At 69.4% G+C, this 15,339-nt stretch carries 14 protein-coding genes and 1 tRNA gene; 4 read left to right on the top strand and 11 right to left on the bottom strand.

The features are described from left to right. Window positions 1–37 precede the first annotated feature (37 nt). Together ABGB01_RS16035 and ABGB01_RS16030 are read right to left on the bottom strand one after the other, a co-directional pair. Window positions 38–1,363, bottom strand: coding sequence for a hypothetical protein (locus ABGB01_RS16035; RefSeq protein WP_347774093.1), 1,326 nt, complete (start codon window positions 1,361–1,363; stop codon window positions 38–40). 160 nt (window positions 1,364–1,523) lie between these two features. Next, window positions 1,524–1,727, bottom strand: coding sequence for a cold-shock protein (locus tag ABGB01_RS16030; RefSeq protein WP_043619750.1), 204 nt, complete (start codon window positions 1,725–1,727; stop codon window positions 1,524–1,526). Between the two features lie 250 nt (window positions 1,728–1,977). Between ABGB01_RS16030 and ABGB01_RS16025 the strand changes: the two genes are divergently transcribed. After that, entirely contained in the window at window positions 1,978–2,748 is a 771-nt protein-coding gene (locus ABGB01_RS16025) for an HAD family hydrolase (protein WP_347774092.1), read from the top strand. Here ABGB01_RS16025 and ABGB01_RS16020 read toward each other — a convergent pair. Together ABGB01_RS16020 and ABGB01_RS16015 are read right to left on the bottom strand one after the other, a co-directional pair. Beyond that, the gene (locus ABGB01_RS16020) at window positions 2,739–3,257 is read right to left on the bottom strand and encodes a bacterial proteasome activator family protein (RefSeq protein ID WP_132505806.1); all 519 of its coding nucleotides are present in this window, start codon (window positions 3,255–3,257) and stop codon (window positions 2,739–2,741) included. The two genes, ABGB01_RS16025 and ABGB01_RS16020, sit on opposite strands and share 10 nt — an antisense overlap. A 5-nt stretch (window positions 3,258–3,262) precedes the next feature. After that, complete coding sequence (locus ABGB01_RS16015; RefSeq protein WP_347774091.1) at window positions 3,263–4,219, bottom strand: NAD(P)H-quinone oxidoreductase; 957 nt, start codon at window positions 4,217–4,219, stop codon at window positions 3,263–3,265. 114 nt (window positions 4,220–4,333) lie between these two features. Here ABGB01_RS16015 and ABGB01_RS16010 point away from each other — a divergent pair, with 114 nt between their 5' ends. Together ABGB01_RS16010 and dnaE are read left to right on the top strand one after the other, a co-directional pair. Next, window positions 4,334–6,445, top strand: coding sequence for an AAA family ATPase (locus tag ABGB01_RS16010; RefSeq protein ID WP_347774090.1), 2,112 nt, complete (start codon window positions 4,334–4,336; stop codon window positions 6,443–6,445). A 93-nt stretch (window positions 6,446–6,538) separates the two neighbouring features. Beyond that, window positions 6,539–10,090, top strand: coding sequence for a DNA polymerase III subunit alpha (gene dnaE / locus ABGB01_RS16005; protein ID WP_347774089.1), 3,552 nt, complete (start codon window positions 6,539–6,541; stop codon window positions 10,088–10,090). A 60-nt stretch (window positions 10,091–10,150) separates the two neighbouring features. Here dnaE and ABGB01_RS16000 read toward each other — a convergent pair. Then, window positions 10,151–10,240 (bottom strand) — tRNA-Ser (locus ABGB01_RS16000). A 24-nt stretch (window positions 10,241–10,264) separates the two neighbouring features. Between ABGB01_RS16000 and ABGB01_RS15995 the strand changes: the two genes are divergently transcribed. Then, window positions 10,265–10,618, top strand: a complete 354-nt coding sequence (locus tag ABGB01_RS15995; protein ID WP_347774087.1) for an STAS domain-containing protein — start codon at window positions 10,265–10,267, stop codon at window positions 10,616–10,618. A gap of 79 nt (window positions 10,619–10,697) precedes the next feature. Here the strand turns inward: ABGB01_RS15995 and ABGB01_RS15990 are convergent, their stop codons facing one another. From ABGB01_RS15990 to ABGB01_RS15965, 6 genes are read right to left on the bottom strand one after another with little or no spacing between them, the layout of a single operon-like run. After that, window positions 10,698–11,543: an NUDIX domain-containing protein gene (locus tag ABGB01_RS15990; RefSeq protein ID WP_347774086.1), complete on the bottom strand. Its 846-nt coding sequence runs from the start codon at window positions 11,541–11,543 to the stop codon at window positions 10,698–10,700. 10 nt (window positions 11,544–11,553) lie between these two features. Continuing rightward, window positions 11,554–12,285 carry a M15 family metallopeptidase gene (locus ABGB01_RS15985; protein ID WP_347774085.1) on the bottom strand — a complete coding sequence of 244 codons (732 nt, stop codon included), beginning with the start codon at window positions 12,283–12,285 and terminating at the stop codon, window positions 11,554–11,556. A gap of 29 nt (window positions 12,286–12,314) precedes the next feature. Continuing rightward, a complete protein-coding gene (locus ABGB01_RS15980; protein WP_347774084.1) occupies window positions 12,315–12,755 on the bottom strand; it encodes a universal stress protein in 441 nt (146 codons plus the stop codon). A 49-nt stretch (window positions 12,756–12,804) separates the two neighbouring features. Then, window positions 12,805–13,041 carry a hypothetical protein gene (locus tag ABGB01_RS15975; RefSeq protein WP_347774083.1) on the bottom strand — a complete coding sequence of 79 codons (237 nt, stop codon included), beginning with the start codon at window positions 13,039–13,041 and terminating at the stop codon, window positions 12,805–12,807. Beyond that, window positions 13,038–13,448: a hypothetical protein gene (locus tag ABGB01_RS15970; RefSeq protein ID WP_347774082.1), complete on the bottom strand. Its 411-nt coding sequence runs from the start codon at window positions 13,446–13,448 to the stop codon at window positions 13,038–13,040. The genes ABGB01_RS15975 and ABGB01_RS15970 overlap by 4 nt, the downstream gene beginning before the upstream one ends. Further along, a complete protein-coding gene (locus tag ABGB01_RS15965) occupies window positions 13,445–15,253 on the bottom strand; it encodes an MDR family MFS transporter (RefSeq protein ID WP_347774081.1) in 1,809 nt (602 codons plus the stop codon). The genes ABGB01_RS15970 and ABGB01_RS15965 overlap by 4 nt, the downstream gene beginning before the upstream one ends. Window positions 15,254–15,339 lie beyond the last annotated feature (86 nt).

Raw genomic sequence — 15,339 nt, 5'->3', positions numbered from 1 at the left:
TGTCACAGAGTAGCAGAGGGGGAGAGGTGGCCTGGGGTCACGGGCCGGAACGGCTCGCGTCCTTCCTGATGAGGGCGGCGCCCGCCACCAGCACCAGAACGGTGAGCACCGCGGCGATCGCGACGGCGACCTCGTACGCGTCGGGCGCGCCGCCGGCCCAGCCGTCGAAGGGCAGGTAGACGGCGGCGTAGACGAGCGGCGCGCCCGCGACTCCGACCGCGGCCGTCACGGGACGCGCCCGGCCCGCGAACGCCAGCACTAGGCAGACCAGGGTTCCGATCAGGGCCGCGACGACGCCGAGCGCGACCAGGCCGACTGCGTCGTGACCCGGAAGGGCGGCCTCGGCGACCATGGCGAAGAAGCCCAGGCAGGCGAATATGGCGAAGCCGGTGTAGACGCGGTGGAACTGGCGCAGCCCCGCCCCGACGCCGCCGAACAACATGCAGGCGGCCAGGAAGAGCGCCACGCCGCGCTCCAGGCTCAGGTCCAGGGTCACGGCCGGCTCCACGGCCGAGCCAGGCCAGCCCACCCGCCGCCACGTCCCCTGGACGTCGCGGACCAGGATGCCGTCCTGGCCGTTCGCGACGACCACGACGTGCCCGCCGGGCCGGGGCACCGCGGCCAGTCCCATCGTGTGGTGCTCGTGCTCACCGGAGTAGGTCCTGCGCAGCCGCTCGCGGTCGTCCTCGGAGGTGGGCCACGACGGCCGCCACGTCCTGCCGCCGTCGTCGGACTGCTGCACGGCCATCCGGTCCTGCACCACCCGGTAGCACCGGGTCGCCTGTCTGGGCACGCAGGCGGCGCTCTGCGGGCGTCTGGGCTCGTCCGCCGTCACCGCGTCGATCTCCGACCAGGTGGCTCCGCCGTCGCGGGAGATCTGGTCGGGGTCGCCCGAGACGTGCACGACGATCCGGTCGCCGTCCACCTCGACGGACTGCGCGGCGGGCATGTGGTCGGCCGACGTGGCGGCCACGGCCAGCACGGTCAGCGGCATCGCCGCGATGATCCGCCATCTGGAGGAGTGTGTGCGGAGGCTGCTCCCGCGTACCCACCAGGCCAGCGCGAGCGCAGGGAGGGCCAGCAGGTCCGTGGGATCGGCCAGGACGCGCGACGGGCCCGCCACGAGGCTCCAGGCCTGGGAGGCGACCTCAGCGCCCGTCTCCGTCGATTTCACGAGGGTGAACAGCGCCCCGGTGAGGACGGTGGCCGCCAGATCGGCCCGCCGCCAGAAGAGCAGGGCCAGCAGGGCGGGCGCCACCACGAGCCCTGCCACGTCGCTGAGCTTGCCCGTGACGAACCCGGGCCAGGCCTGCTTGAGCAGGTGGTCGTTGACCAGTAGTACGAAGACCCCGGCGACGGTCACGGGGTGACATGACCACGCATACCTCATATAGAGGTCGATGTATCAGAGGGTCCGGCGGTTCAACGGCTGGGTGAGTCGAGTCTCAGCCGTGACCTAGCCGACACATGCGAAGACCGGAGCCCGCTGGAATGCGGACCCCGGTCTCTCTCGCTGCTACAGGTCAGATGGCTCGGACCTGCGAGGCCTGCGGCCCCTTCTGGCCCTGCGTGATCTCGAACTCGACCCGCTGGCCGTCTTCAAGGCTGCGGTAGCCGTTGCCGACGATCTCGGAGAAGTGCACGAACACGTCCGGCGCACCGCCGTCCGGGGCGATGAAGCCGAAGCCCTTCTCGGCGTTGAACCACTTGACGGTTCCCTGAGCCATAAAAGCTCTCCCTCAGGATGTGAATCTATGGGACCCACACCTCGTGGATCCCGGTGTGTCGTACAGCAAGCACCCGGGGTGGCTCAGACAAAGTCATGCTGGTTTTCACTACGGGATCAGCTAATACAACGCCATCACATCTAACACCATTCTGGCGCGTTGGTGTTCCCGTCCCTAGGAAGATTTCTGTCAGGCGGCATCACCAGGCAAACTGGAACCTGTTATGCAGAGCCTTCCCACACCCCGTCTTGTGGCCACCGACCTCGACGGCACCGCGTTGCGCACCGACGGAACCGTGTCTCCCCGCACGGTCGCGGCCTTCGCCAAAGTCGAGGAATCGGGGGCTGCGCTGGTGTTCGTGACGGGGCGGCCGCCGCGCTGGATGGGCGGGGTCGCGGGTGCGGTGCGTCACCACGGGCTCGCCATCTGTGCGAACGGGGCACTGATCTACGATCTCCATACCGAACGGATAGTGGAATCTCACCTGATCACGGTGGATGTACTCGAGGAAGTCGTGGCTCAGCTAAGAGCGAACGTGTCCGACCTCGCATTTTCGGTCGAGTATGAAGCCGGTTTTGCGCATGAGTCGGATTTCCTCCTCGGCGCCCTCGACAAGGCCAAGGGGACCGCCCGCGCCGACTCCCTCACGGCACGTCCGTGCGCCAAGCTGCTGGCCCTGCACCCGGGCATGGGCCCGGACGAACTCCAGGCCACCGTGCACGAGCTGGTGGGGCACCTGGTGACCGCCACCCACTCCAGCCGCAGAGGCCTGATCGAGATGAGCGCCCAAGGCGTCACGAAGGCCAGCGCCCTGGCGGCGCTGGCCGCACAGCACGAGATCGCACCCGCGCAGGCCGTGGCGTTCGGCGACATGCCGAACGACCTGCCCATGCTGAGCTGGGCAGGCACGGCGTACGCCGTCGCGAACGCGCATCCCACCGTGCTGGCGGCCGTCGATCACGTGACCGCGACCAACGACGACGACGGCGTCGCGCAGGTGATCGAGAAGCTCTACAGGTAGGGGCCGGAACCACCGGGCGGCCGCGGCTGCGGCTCCTCACCGTGCGGCACCCCGGGCAGCGCCCTGCGCATCTGCTCAAGCTGGGCACGGGCGGCCATCTGCTGCGCGAACAGCGTGGTCTGGATGCCGTGGAACAAGCCTTCGAGCCAGCCGACGAGCTGGGCGTGCGCGATGCGCAGCTCCGCCTCGCTCGGCGGCGTGCCGGTCTCGTCGGTGAACGGGAGCGACAGGCGTTCCAGCTCGTCGACCAGCTCCGGCGCCAGGCCGTCCTCGAGCTCCTTGATGGACGACTCGTGGATCTCCTTCAACCTCTTACGGCTGGCCTCGTCGAGGGGAGCCGCGCGGACCTCCTCGAGAAGCTGCCTGATCATGCTGCCGATGCGCATCACCTTCGCGGGCTGCTCGACCAGGTTGGTGACCGACCGATCGTCCTCGCCGCTATCGCCCTGACCTTGGAAGTCGGGGCCCACCACCACGATGTGGGGGGTGTTGTTGTCCTCAGCATTCATAACTCTCACCGTACTAGCAGGATCTTGCCGACGTGCTCCCCGGAATCCAACATTCGGTGAGCTTCGGCGGCGTCCGCCATGGGCACCTCCGCGTGGACCACGGGACGCACCGCACCGGCTCCGACCAGCGGCCAGACGTTGTCGACGACGCTGCGGACGATGGCGCCCTTCTCATCCACGGGACGCGAGCGCAGCCCTGTCGCGTGCACGGAGGCGCGCTTGGCGAGCAGGGCGCCCAGGTCGAGTTCGGCCTTGCGGCCGCCCTGGAGCCCGATGATCACCAGCCGGCCGCCGGTGCGCAGCGCCTTGACGTTGCCTGCCAGGTATTTCGCGCCCATGATGTCGAGGATGACGTCGGCGCGTACTTTGTCCGCGAAGTCCTCCTCGCGGTAGTTGATCACCTCGTCGGCGCCGAGTGCCTTGACCCGCTCGGCCTTCTCCGCCGTGCCGACCGTCGCGACCACGTGGGAGCCGAGCGCCTTGGCCAGCTGCACCGCGAACGTCCCGATCCCGCTCGCGCCGCCGTGCACGAGCAGCGTCTCGCCCCTGCGCAGCCGCCCGATCATGAACACGTTGGACCAGACGGTGCAGGCCACCTCGGGCAGCCCGGCCGCCTCGCGCGGCGACACCCCGTCGGGCAGCGGCATGACCTGCTGCCAGGGCACGGCTACGCGCTCGGCGTAACCGCCGCCCCCGAGCAGCGCGCACACCGCGTCGCCGGGCTTGAACTGCTCGACGTCGGCGCCCACCGCGGCCACCACGCCCGAGGCCTCCAGCCCCGGGTAGGGCGACGTTCCTGGAGGAGGGTCGTAGAACCCCTGACGTTGCAGGACATCGGCACGGTTGACCGCGGAGGCGGTCACGTCGATGAGCACGTCTCCGCGCCCTACCTCCGGATCCGGCACCTCGTGCCACTCCAGCACCTCGGGGCCGCCCGGCTCGGTGATCTCAATGGCTCGCATGCGAACCACGGTAGCCGGGCAAAGAAGTTCTGGGTTGGCGGGCTGCGTAGGAGCGGGTGGCGTTAACCTGCAAGGTATTTGCTGCCCCTTTAGACCCACCCGAGGGGGAACACGGTGGCAAGACACGATCGAGAAGAATCTCTCGAGGAACAGCTGGCCTGGCTTGACGCGATCAAGGAGACGGAGGAGACCCCCGTCTCTGTCAGCGTCTCGACCGCGTCTGCCGACGAGCCGGTCGCCTCGCCGTACCCCCAGGACCCGTGGTCGCTGGTGCCCCAGCAGCACGAGACGCCGACCCCGCCGCTGTTCCGCGCGGCCGTCGACTCCGTGTACGGCACGGCAGCGGCCGAGGACGTACCCGAAGGGGAGAGCGAGGCCGGGGAGTGGCTCGGCGAAGCCGGAGCCGCCAAGAAGGAGGAGCCGGCCGCGCCGCCCGCGGACGACCCCTTCAACACCCCGCTGAAGCCGCTGCCGCGCCCCGACGACACCGAGACCTTCACGCTGTCGTTCGCGCCGCCGGAGACGGCCGGCAAGGACAAGACGGCGGAGCCGGCGGACGATCCGTGGCCCACGCCAGCCGAGTGGCCGCCGCCCGCGGAACCGTCCGCGTCGTCGGCGTCCCCGTCCCCGTCCCCGTCCACCCAGCCGGCCGAGGCTGTGGAGGATCCGCTGCCGGCCCGGCAGCCGGCGGCGGCCGAGGAGACCGCACGCTCGGAGGAGACCTCACGCGCGGAGAAGCAGGCGGAGGAGAAGCCGGCCGACGAGCAGCAGCCCGCCTGGGAGAGCACGCTCCCCAAGAGCGAGCCTCCGCAGTGGTCCTCCGGATCCGGGCAGACCCTTCCCGGAAATGAGGCCCCGCGGTGGGCCGGTTCCGACGAGACCCTGCCGCGGAACGAGCGCCCGCGATGGGCCGACTCCGGGCCGCAGTGGGCCGGTCCCGAGCAGCGGGCCGATTCCGGGCCGCAGTGGGCTGACTCCGAGCAGCGGGCCGAGCAGCAGCAGCCGGAGGAGCGTCCGCAGCCCGATGAGCGCTCTCCGTGGGCCGAGCCGGTCCAGGAGGACCGTCCTCGGCACCAGGACCGTCCCATGCGGCTGGAGCGGTCCCAGCGCCAGGACCGCGCGCCCCACGACGACCCGCGGCGGGAGCCTCCCGCCGAGCAGGAGGGTTCTCCGTGGGCCGACCAGCACGAGTGGCGCCCCGCGGGCCGGGACATCCCGCCGCCGACGCCGCGCCGCCGCCCCGCCCCGGCGCCCGTCTTCAGCGCCCCGCCCAGACCTCCGGTGACCGGGCGGCCGACGGCCGAGAGCCTCGACCCGGAGTCCCTGCTCCGCGGACGGCGTAACGCTCCCTCCAAGGGGTGGCGTCGCGTGGTCTACAAGGCGTCGGGAGGCTGGATCAAGCCGGGCGAACCCCCGGAGGTGCGCCGCCGCCGCGATCTCGTCACCAGGGCCCGCACTCCGGTGACCGCCGGGCACCACCGCGTGGCCGTGCTGAGCCTCAAGGGCGGAGTGGGCAAGACCACGACCACGGTCGGCCTGGGCGCCACCCTCGCCCAGATCCGCGGCGACCGCGTCATCGCCGTGGACGCCAACCCCGACAGGGGCACGCTCTCCGACAAGCTCGTCCTGGAGACCTCGGCCACCGTGCGTGACCTGCTCAACGAGCGCGACCAGGTCAAGCGCTACGTCGACATCAGGGCGTTCACCTCGCAGGCGCCGTCGCGGCTGGAGGTGCTCGCCTCCGACCGTGACCCGTCGGTCTCCGAGGCGTTCAGCGGCGACGACTACCAGGACGTCTCCCAGGTGCTGGAGAACTTCTACTCCATCTGCATCACCGACTGCGGCACCGGCCTGCTCCACTCCGCCATGGGCGGCGTGCTCGGGCTCGCCGACCAGATCGTGCTGGTCAGCTCCCCGTCCGTGGACGGCGCCAGGGCGGCGTCGGCGACGCTCGACTGGCTGGAGGCGCACCATTACGGCGATCTGGTGAAGAACGCGACCGTGGTGCTGTGCAGCGTCAGGCCGCGCTCGAAGTCGGCGGTCGACATCAAGAAGCTGGAGGCCCATTTCGCCGCCAGGTGCCGGGCGGTGATCCGGGTGCCGTACGACCCGCACCTGGAGGAGGGCGCGGAGATCGACCTGGACCGGCTCCAGGAGCCCACCAGGGACGCCTACCTGCAGCTGGCCGCCAGCGTGGGCGACGGCTTCGCGGGCGTCCCCGAGTGATGCCGCGGGCGCCGGCCTAGCGCAGGCGTCATCCGTCCCGCGAGACGCAATAGGCTCAGGCGAAAGGTCGGGCGAAGTGGGATCGGGGGACGGGTGAGCAAGTCGTTCGTGCACCTGCACGTGCATACCGAATACAGCATGCTGGACGGTGCGGCCAAGATCAAACCGCTGTTCAAAGAGGCAGCGCGGCTTGATATGCCGGCCATCGCCATGTCGGATCACGGCAACATGTTCGGTGCGTACGAGTTCCAGAAGGTGGCGAAGGACAGCCCGGTCAAGCCGATCATCGGGATCGAGGCGTACGTGGCGCCCGGATCCCGGTTCTTCAAGAAACCGGTCTTCTGGGGTTCTCGCGCGGAGACCGGTGTCGCGGACGGCGAGGGCGGCAAGGACGTCTCCGGCGGCGGCCGGTTCACCCACATGACCATGTGGGCGAAGGACGCGGACGGGCTGCGTAACCTGTTCCGGCTGTCGTCGCTGGCCTCGGTCGAGGGTTACTACGGCAAGCCCCGCATGGACCAGGAGCTGGTCTCGCAGCACGCGGCCGGGATCATCGCCACCACCGGCTGCCCGTCCGGCGCGGTGCAGACGCGTCTGCGGCTCGGCCAGTACGACGAGGCCGTCAAGGTCGCCGGCGAATACCAGGAGATCTTCGGCAAGGAGAACTACTTCCTGGAGTTGATGGACCACGGCATCGACATCGAGCGGGAGGTGCGGGCCGACCTGCTGCGGCTGGCCAGGCAGCTCGACATCCCGCTGCTGGTCACCAACGACTCCCACTACGTCACCGAGGACCAGGCCGACGCCCACGACAGCCTCCTGTGCGTCGGCGTCGGCAAGAACAAGGACGACCCCAACCGGTTCCGGTTCAACGGCTCGGGCTACTACCTCAAGCCCGCCGACGAGATGTACGCGCTGTTCTCCGAACTCCCGGAGGCGTGCGACAACACGCTGCTCGTCGCCGAGATGGTCGGCGACTACAGCGACGTGTTCGCCCAGGTGGACCGGATGCCCGACTACCCCGACGTGCCCGAGGGCGAGACGCAGGAGTCGTGGCTTCGCCAGGAGGTGGAGCGCGGCCTGGAGGTGCGGTACGGCGCCCCGGTCCCCGCCGAGGTGATGGAGCGGTACGAGACCGAGATGAAGGTCATCGGGCCGATGGGCTTCTCCTCCTACTTCCTCGTGGTGGCCGACATCTGCCGTTACGCGCGGGACAACGGCATCCCGGTCGGTCCCGGTCGTGGCAGCGCCACCGGATCGATCGTCGCCTACGCCACGCGGATCACGGAGCTCGATCCGCTGGAGCACGGCCTGCTGTTCGAGCGGTTCCTGAATCCGGAGCGGATCAACCCGCCGGACGTCGACCTCGACTTCGACGACCGCCACCGGGACCGGATGGTCAACTACGTCACCGACAAGTACGGCAGCGCGATGACCGCGCAGGTCAACACGTTCGGCACGATCAAGGCCAAGGCCGCCGTCAAGGACGCGTCGCGCATTCTCGGCTATCCGTTCGCCGTCGGCGACAAGATCACCAAGGCGATGCCGCCGGACGTCATGGGCAAGGGCGTCCCCCTGGCCGACATGTTCAACGAGGACCACCCGCGCTACAACGAGGGCGGCGAGATCCGCGCGCTGTACGAGAGCGACCCGGACGTGAAGAAGGTGATCGACACCGGCCGGGGTATCGAGGGACTGATCCGCGGCACCGGTGTGCACGCGGCCGCGGTCATCCTGTCCTCGGCGCCGCTGATGGACCTGATCCCCCTGCACCGGCGGGACAAAGACGGTGTGATCATCACCGGGTTCGACTACCCGTCGTGTGAAGACATGGGCCTGGTCAAGATGGACTTCCTGGGGCTACGCAACCTGGGCATCATCGACCACGCCATCAAGATCATCGAGCAGAACCGGGGCATCACGCTCGACACCCTGACGATCCCGCTCGACGACGCGAAGACGTACCAGCTCATGGCGCGCGGGGACACCCTGGGCGTGTTCCAGCTCGACGGCGGGCCGATGCGCCAGCTCCTGAAACTGATGGAGCCGACCCGGTTCGAGGACATCGCCGCCGTACTCGCCCTGTACCGGCCGGGCCCGATGGCGGCCAACGCGCACACCAACTACGCGCACAGAAAGAACGCCCGGCAGGACATCGAGCCCATCCACCCGGAGCTCAAGGAGGCCCTGGAGCCGATCCTCGGCCCGACGTTCCACCTGCTCGTCTACCAGGAGCAGATCATGGCCGTCGCACGCGAGCTGGCCGGCTACACCCTGGGCGGCGCCGACCTGCTGCGCCGCGCGATGGGCAAGAAGAAGAAAGAGATCCTGGACGCGGAGTTCGCCAACTTCCAGAAGGGCATGCGCGGCAACGGCTACAGCGACGACGCCATCCAGGCCCTGTGGGACGTCATGCTGCCGTTCTCCGGCTACGCCTTCAACAAGTCCCACACCGCCGGATATGGCCTGGTGGCCTACTGGACGGCGTACCTGAAGGCCAACTACCCCGCCGAGTACATGGCCGCCCTGCTGACCTCCGTGGGAGACGACAAGGACAAGGCGGCCGTCTACCTCGCCGAGTGCCGCAAAATGGGCATCCAAGTCCTGCCCCCGGACGTCAACGACAGCCAGCTCGACTTCGTCGCGGTCGGCGACACCCAGGTGCGGTTCGGCATGGGAGCGGTTCGCAACGTCGGTGAGAACGTCGTCGAAGCGATCGTGAAGGCCCGCACGGAGAAGGGCCTCTACCAGGACTTCAACGACTTCCTCGGCAAGATCCCGCTGGCCGCCTGCAACAAGCGGGTCATCGAATCGTTGATCAAGGCAGGGGCGTTCGACTCGCTCGACCACCCGCGCAAGGGCCTGCTCATGGTTCACGAACAGGCCGTCGACCAGGTCAGCGGCATCAAGAAGCAGGAAGCGCACGGCCAGGACTCGCTGTTCGGCGGGCTGGCCGACGCGGGCGCCGACGACGCCTTCACCGTCACGGTCCCCGACACGGAGTGGGACAAGAAGACGAAGCTCGACTTCGAGCGGGAGATGCTCGGCCTGTACGTCTCCGATCACCCCCTGGCCGGCACGGAACGGCTCCTCGCCAGGAACCGCGACACCACGATCGCCGACCTGCTCGAATCCGGCCGCGACGACCGCGGCGACGTCAGCGTGTGCGGCCTCGTCACCAAGGTGGACAAGAGGGTCAACAAGGCCGGCAACCTCTGGGCGATCGCCACGGTCGAGGACATGGACGCCGCCGTCGAGTGCCTGTTCTTCCCCAAGAGCTACGTGTTGTACGCCGACTCGCTGCGTGAGGACAGCGTGGTGGCCGTCCGCGGCCAGATCAACAACCGGGACGGCGCCATCAGCATCTTTGCGACGGATCTCACCCTGGTCGACGTGTCCGGCGTCAACAGTGACGGCGCCCCGATCACCCTCCTGCTCAGGGAGGAACGCGTCACCCCGCAGTTGCTGGAGGAGCTCCGGCAGGTGCTCAAGCTGCACGAGGGCAAGGTGCCGCTGCACATCAACCTGAAGCGCCCGGCCGGGAAGACCATGGTGCTCGCGGTGCCGGATTTCCCCGTCAACGCGGAGCCCAGCTTCGCCGCCGATGTGAAGGCGCTGCTGGGGCCGGAGGCGATCACGCTGTGAACCAGCGGGAAACCCCCGAGCCCGTGGGTTGGGGGGTTTCCGATGTCCTGGGACATCACCTGGCGGAGGGTGTGGGATTCGAACCCACGAGGCCATCGCTGACCTGGCCGCTTTCAAGGCGGCTGCACTCGTCCACTATGCGAACCCTCCTGTGCGGAACCCACGATAGCGGCTGTGGTGGCAGGGGTGTACGTTCAGGAGGTGGCGGATCTCGACGTCGAGGTGGAGCGGGGGCCGTGTCGCGCGCTGGTGCGGCTCGACGGCGACCTCGACAAGGTCACGGCGCCGCTGCTCAAGGAGTGGCTGGTCAAGCTCTACACCGAGGGCTTCGTGCGGATCGTCATCGACACCTCCAGGCTCGAGTTCTGTGACTCCAGCGGGCTGTGGGTGCTGGTGGAGCACCGGCGCAGGGTGGCCGGGCACGCGGGGTCGTTACGGCTCGTCGGGGTGCACGGTGTGCTGCAGCGGGTGCTCGACGTGACGCGCCTCAAGGCCGCCTTCGACAGTGTCGCGTCCGCCGACGGCTGACGCGCCTCAAGGCCGCCGTCCACAGTGTCGCGTCCACCGACCGCTGACGCGTCTCACGCGCCCGGGCCACTGGCGGGGTCTACGTGCCGAGCTGGGCCAGCAGCCACTTCGGGCCCATGGTCTCGGCGCCCAGCGCGCCGGCCCGCTCCTTCAGCCCTCGGTCGGCGGTGACGACGACCACGCGCTCCCACGGCCTGGCCCTGTGCACGACGTCGACGATCGCGTCGTCGCCGCTGCCGGTGGCCGCGACCACCTGGATGCCCGGCACGTCCGGCGCGTTCCTCGCCGCGCCTTCGACGACCGCCACCATCCTGGGGAACCACTGGTCCAGCACCGGATGCGCCAGCCGGTGCCGGGAGACGTCCTGGAGCAGGCGGGTCGCGGCGCCGAGCCGGTCGTTCCACCAGCCGTGCTCGGCCCGCGCGCCGACGATGTTGGCCACGTCGAGGACGATGATCTCGGGTTTGATCGCCGCCTGCACCTCGCCCCAGGTCGCGGCGAAGCCCGGATGGAGGTTCCTGCCGGTGACCTCGGGCAGCGGCAGCCAGCGCAGCTCGTCGCTCTCGGCGTTGGCGGGCGCCGCGGCCAGCAGCTCGGCCGACTCGGCGATCACCGTCTCGAACGCCCACCCGCCGTGGTCGTCGAGGTAGACGCCCTGCACGCGGAGCGCGTCGCCGGCGAGCGCGGCCTCCTCGCGGGCCTCGCGCAGCGCGCTGGTGACGGCGTCCTCGTGGCTGTCGCGGGCTCCGCCCGGCAGGCCCCACGTGCCGCCGTGGTGGCTCCACACGGCGCGTTTCTGCATGAGCACGTGCGGGACGCCGCGGTCGTCATGGTGGACGACGAGAAGCCCAGACGCGCCGTGGATGCCCCAGTGGCGATGCCCCAGGGCGCATTCGGTCCAGCCGTCGCCGTCTCTGGCCGTCATGACGTGATGCTCAGCCTCCGCCCTTGGAGAAATGCTGGTAGTCCTTGGTGCCCGACCAGTAGCCGCCCCACTCCCAGCCGACCCGGGCGAACGCCTTGACGACCTTGTCACCAGGATTTATCACACCTTTACCCTTAGTTGGGCGCTTAGTGAACTTTTTCGCATTCTGGTGTGCGGTGTTGCCACTGGCGGTGACATATGGGTTCTCGCGGGGATTGATGTCTATCGCTTCCCCGTAGGCGTGATTGGACCAATTGCTCGATCCGGTGGCCCGGCGGCAGTTGAAGGCCGAGGTGTTGTCGGCGTCGATCGAGTCGTAGTCGTCCGCCTTGTACGCGTCGACCAGCTTCATCTTCCGGATCGGCCAGCGCTGGTCGTACAGCTTCTCGAAGACCGTCACGATGTCGTCGGTGACCGTCTTGCGCACCACCAGCTCCCCGGTGTGCGGCTTGTCGTCGAACCCCCAGTACGTCAGCGTGACCAGCCGCAGGTCGCGGTAGGAGACCGGGCAGCCGGCCTTCCAGGAGTACGGCAGGCGGTCGCGGGTGACCCGCGAGACCTTGGCGCTGAACGGCGGCGGGCCTGTCGGCGTGGGCGTGACGGCCACGGGCCTGGACGTCTCGTGTGCCGGATCGGACGCGGGAGGGACGGGCACGGAGGTCGCGGGCGAGGCGCCCTGCTCCTGAGCCCCACACGAAACGGACGCGAGCACCACGAACGCCATGGCGGCAGTACGTTTCATCTGGCCACCATATGCGACGTCGGAGCAGGTCAGGGGACGATCAGCACCGTACGGCGAGCCCGTTTGGCCAGCTTGGCCGCCACCGAGCCGCCCAGGCGGGAGCGCGAGCGGCCCACCACGATGGCGTCGGCCCGGTAGGCGCCGGCCAGCGTCTCCAGCTCCCGTGCCGCGTCACCGCGGACGCTGACGAACCGCCAGGGGACGCCCGCGCTCTTCAGCTCGTCCCTGAGGTCCTCGGTCAGGTCGGCCGCCGCGTCGGGGATGACGGGCGACCCGTAGAAGAACCACAGTGACGGGCTGTAGAGCGACTCCACGAAGGCGACGACCAGCGCGGCGTCGTCTCTCCTGGCGATCCCGGCCGCGTACGCGAGCGCGTTGCGGCTCGGGTCGGATCCGTCGTATCCCACGACGAGAAGGCCGGCGCCGTCCTTGCCGATCTCGAACCGCCCTGCGGGGAGCCGGCCTTCCAACGGCTCCCCGTGAGGGTCCGTGCCACTGCCGAACACGGCTGGTCTCTCGTCAGGTGTCGGCGTGCTTGCCGCGGCGGGTGAGCTCGCGCAGCGCGTCGGCCGCGTAGAACACGAGGGACACGAACGCGAGCGCGGCGATCGAGCCGCCGAGCCACAGGTCGTTGACGGTCGCGTCCGCGTAGGCCGCGCCGCGGGGCTGGTAGCCGACGACGAACGGGGCCGCGACGAGCCACAGGCCGCCGAGGAACAACAGGACGAGGGCGGATACGCCCAGCTTGGCCTTCACCGGTTCTCCTCCACTCCGACCAGGGAACCCTTGCCGTTCGGGCGAGGCGTGTTGTTCAGGTCCTCGCGCAGCGCCTCGACGAGCGGGGCGAGCAGGGTGGCCAGTTCCGCGGACGACGCCTGCGGCGCGGGCGCCGGCACCGGCTCGGGCGCCGGCTCGGGGGCGCGCTGCTTGACCTCCACCAGGCCGCGCGCCACCAGGTCCGCGTGGATGGCCAGCGCGAACGCGATCGCGCCCGCCAGGCCCACGACGGCCACGCCGAGGCCGGTGAAGAACTCGGAGCGGGTGGCGTCCGTCCAGTCGCCGGCCTCCGGCTGGGTGCCGAGGGCGAAAGGCGCGATCATCAGCCACAACCCGGCCAGGGTGGCCAGGGCGGCTGTGACGGCGCCGACAAACTTGCGAATCATTGCGAGATTCCTCTCGTGACAAGGTCTTTCTCCGGTGGCGCGGCCTGCGCGATCAGAGCTCGCGAGGTGGGCCGCAACACGTCCTGGGCGACCGACCTGGCCCGCTCCCGCTCGGAGCGGCCGTCCGGCGGCGCCATCCTCGCGACCGCGGTGAGCAGCGCGGAGCGCTCGCCGTTCGTCCGCTCGATGCGCTGGGCCACGAGCTCCAGCAGCAGCCCGGCCAGCACCAGGTCGTCCTTGCTGAGCGGCTTGGGCTCGGGCGGCGCCGCCATGGCCGACCCGCGCAGCGGCAGCTCCTTGAGGAAGATCGTGGCCACGAACCCGAGCAGGGCGATGGGCACGCCCACCATGAACACGGTCTCCAGGCCGCGCGTGAACGACTCCAGCACGATGTGCTTGATCGGCTCGGGCAGCCGCTGGATGGCGTCAGGGCTGCCGAGCTTGACGTCGGAGCCGCCGGGCAGCACGATGTTCGCGGCCCTGAGCATCTCGGCCATCTCGTCCTTGAGCCGGTTGGTCAGGATCGCGCCGAACGCGGCCACGCCGACGGCGCCGCCCAGCGAACGGAAGAACGACACACCCGACGTGGTGGAGGCCATGTCACGCGGCTCCGAGCCGTTCTGGGCGGCCAGGATGAGCATCTGCATGGACAGGCCGAGCCCGGTGCCCAGCACCGCGACGTCGAACCCGATGAGCCACTCGCTGGAGTCGACGTGCAGTCTGGACAGCAGGAGCAGCCCGGCGGCCACCACCAGCAGGCCCGCGACCGGGAAGAGCTTCCACCGGCCGGTCCGGGTGACGACCTTCCCGGAGATCACGCCGGACACGAACAGCGCCGCCACCATGGGCAGCGTCATCAGACCCGAGTCCGTCGGGCTGAGGCCCTTGACGATCTGCAGGTACTGCGGCAGGTAGATCATCGCGCCGAACATCGCCACGCCGACGAACAGCGAGGCGAGGCTGGTGAGCACGAACGTACGGTTGCGGAACAAGCGCGGCGGGAGGATCGGGTCGCGCGCGGTCCGCTCGGACAACACGGCGAGCGCCAGCATGAGCAGGGCGATCGCGGCGAGGAAGTAGGTCCACACCGAGTTCCACGCGAATTCGTTGCCGCCGAGCGTCAGCAGCAGCATGAGCGCGCTCGCGCTGGCGGTGATGGTCGTCGCGCCCCAGATGTCGACCGAGGTCTCCCGCTTGACGACCGGAAGTCTCAGCACCTTCTGGATCACCAGGAAGGACACGATGGCGAACGGCACGACGACGTAGAAGCACCAGCGCCAGCCCAGCCAGTCGGCGTCCACGATGAACCCGCCGAGCAGCGGGCCCGCGACCGTGGAGATCCCGAAGACCGCTCCCATGTAGCCGGAGTAGCGGCCGCGCTCGCGGGGCGAGACGATGTCACCGAGGATCACCTGGGACAGCGCCGACAGGCCGCCGACGCCCAGCCCTTGCACGGCCCGCGCCGCGATGAGCTGCCCCATGTCCTGCGCCATCCCGGCGATGACCGACGCGGCGACGAACAACCCCAGAGCGGTCTGGAAGAGCAGCTTGCGCCCGAACAGGTCGGACAGCTTGCCCCACAACGGCGTGGAGACCGTCATCGTCAGCATGGTCGCGCTCGCGACCCATGAGTACTGATCCTGGCCGCCGAGTTCCCCCACGATCGTCGGCAGCGCGGTGCCCACCACGGAAGTCGAGATCATCGACGTGAGCATCGCGAGCATCAGCCCGGACATGATCTCGAGGATTTCGCGGTGGGTGTACTGCCGCTTCGTGGGGGGCGCGGTATGTGCCTGGGCTACCAAGACACCACATCCCCCCTGAAACAGTCGTGACCCAGTGGAGTATACGCCCGTTTACTAGCCGCGCGGCAAGTGGGCCGCCGCTCGCG

It is taken from the genome of Nonomuraea sp. B5E05, assembly GCF_039880665.1.
Lineage (GTDB): Bacteria > Actinomycetota > Actinomycetes > Streptosporangiales > Streptosporangiaceae > Nonomuraea.
This window is presented reverse-complemented; position numbering and strand designations above follow the sequence as displayed.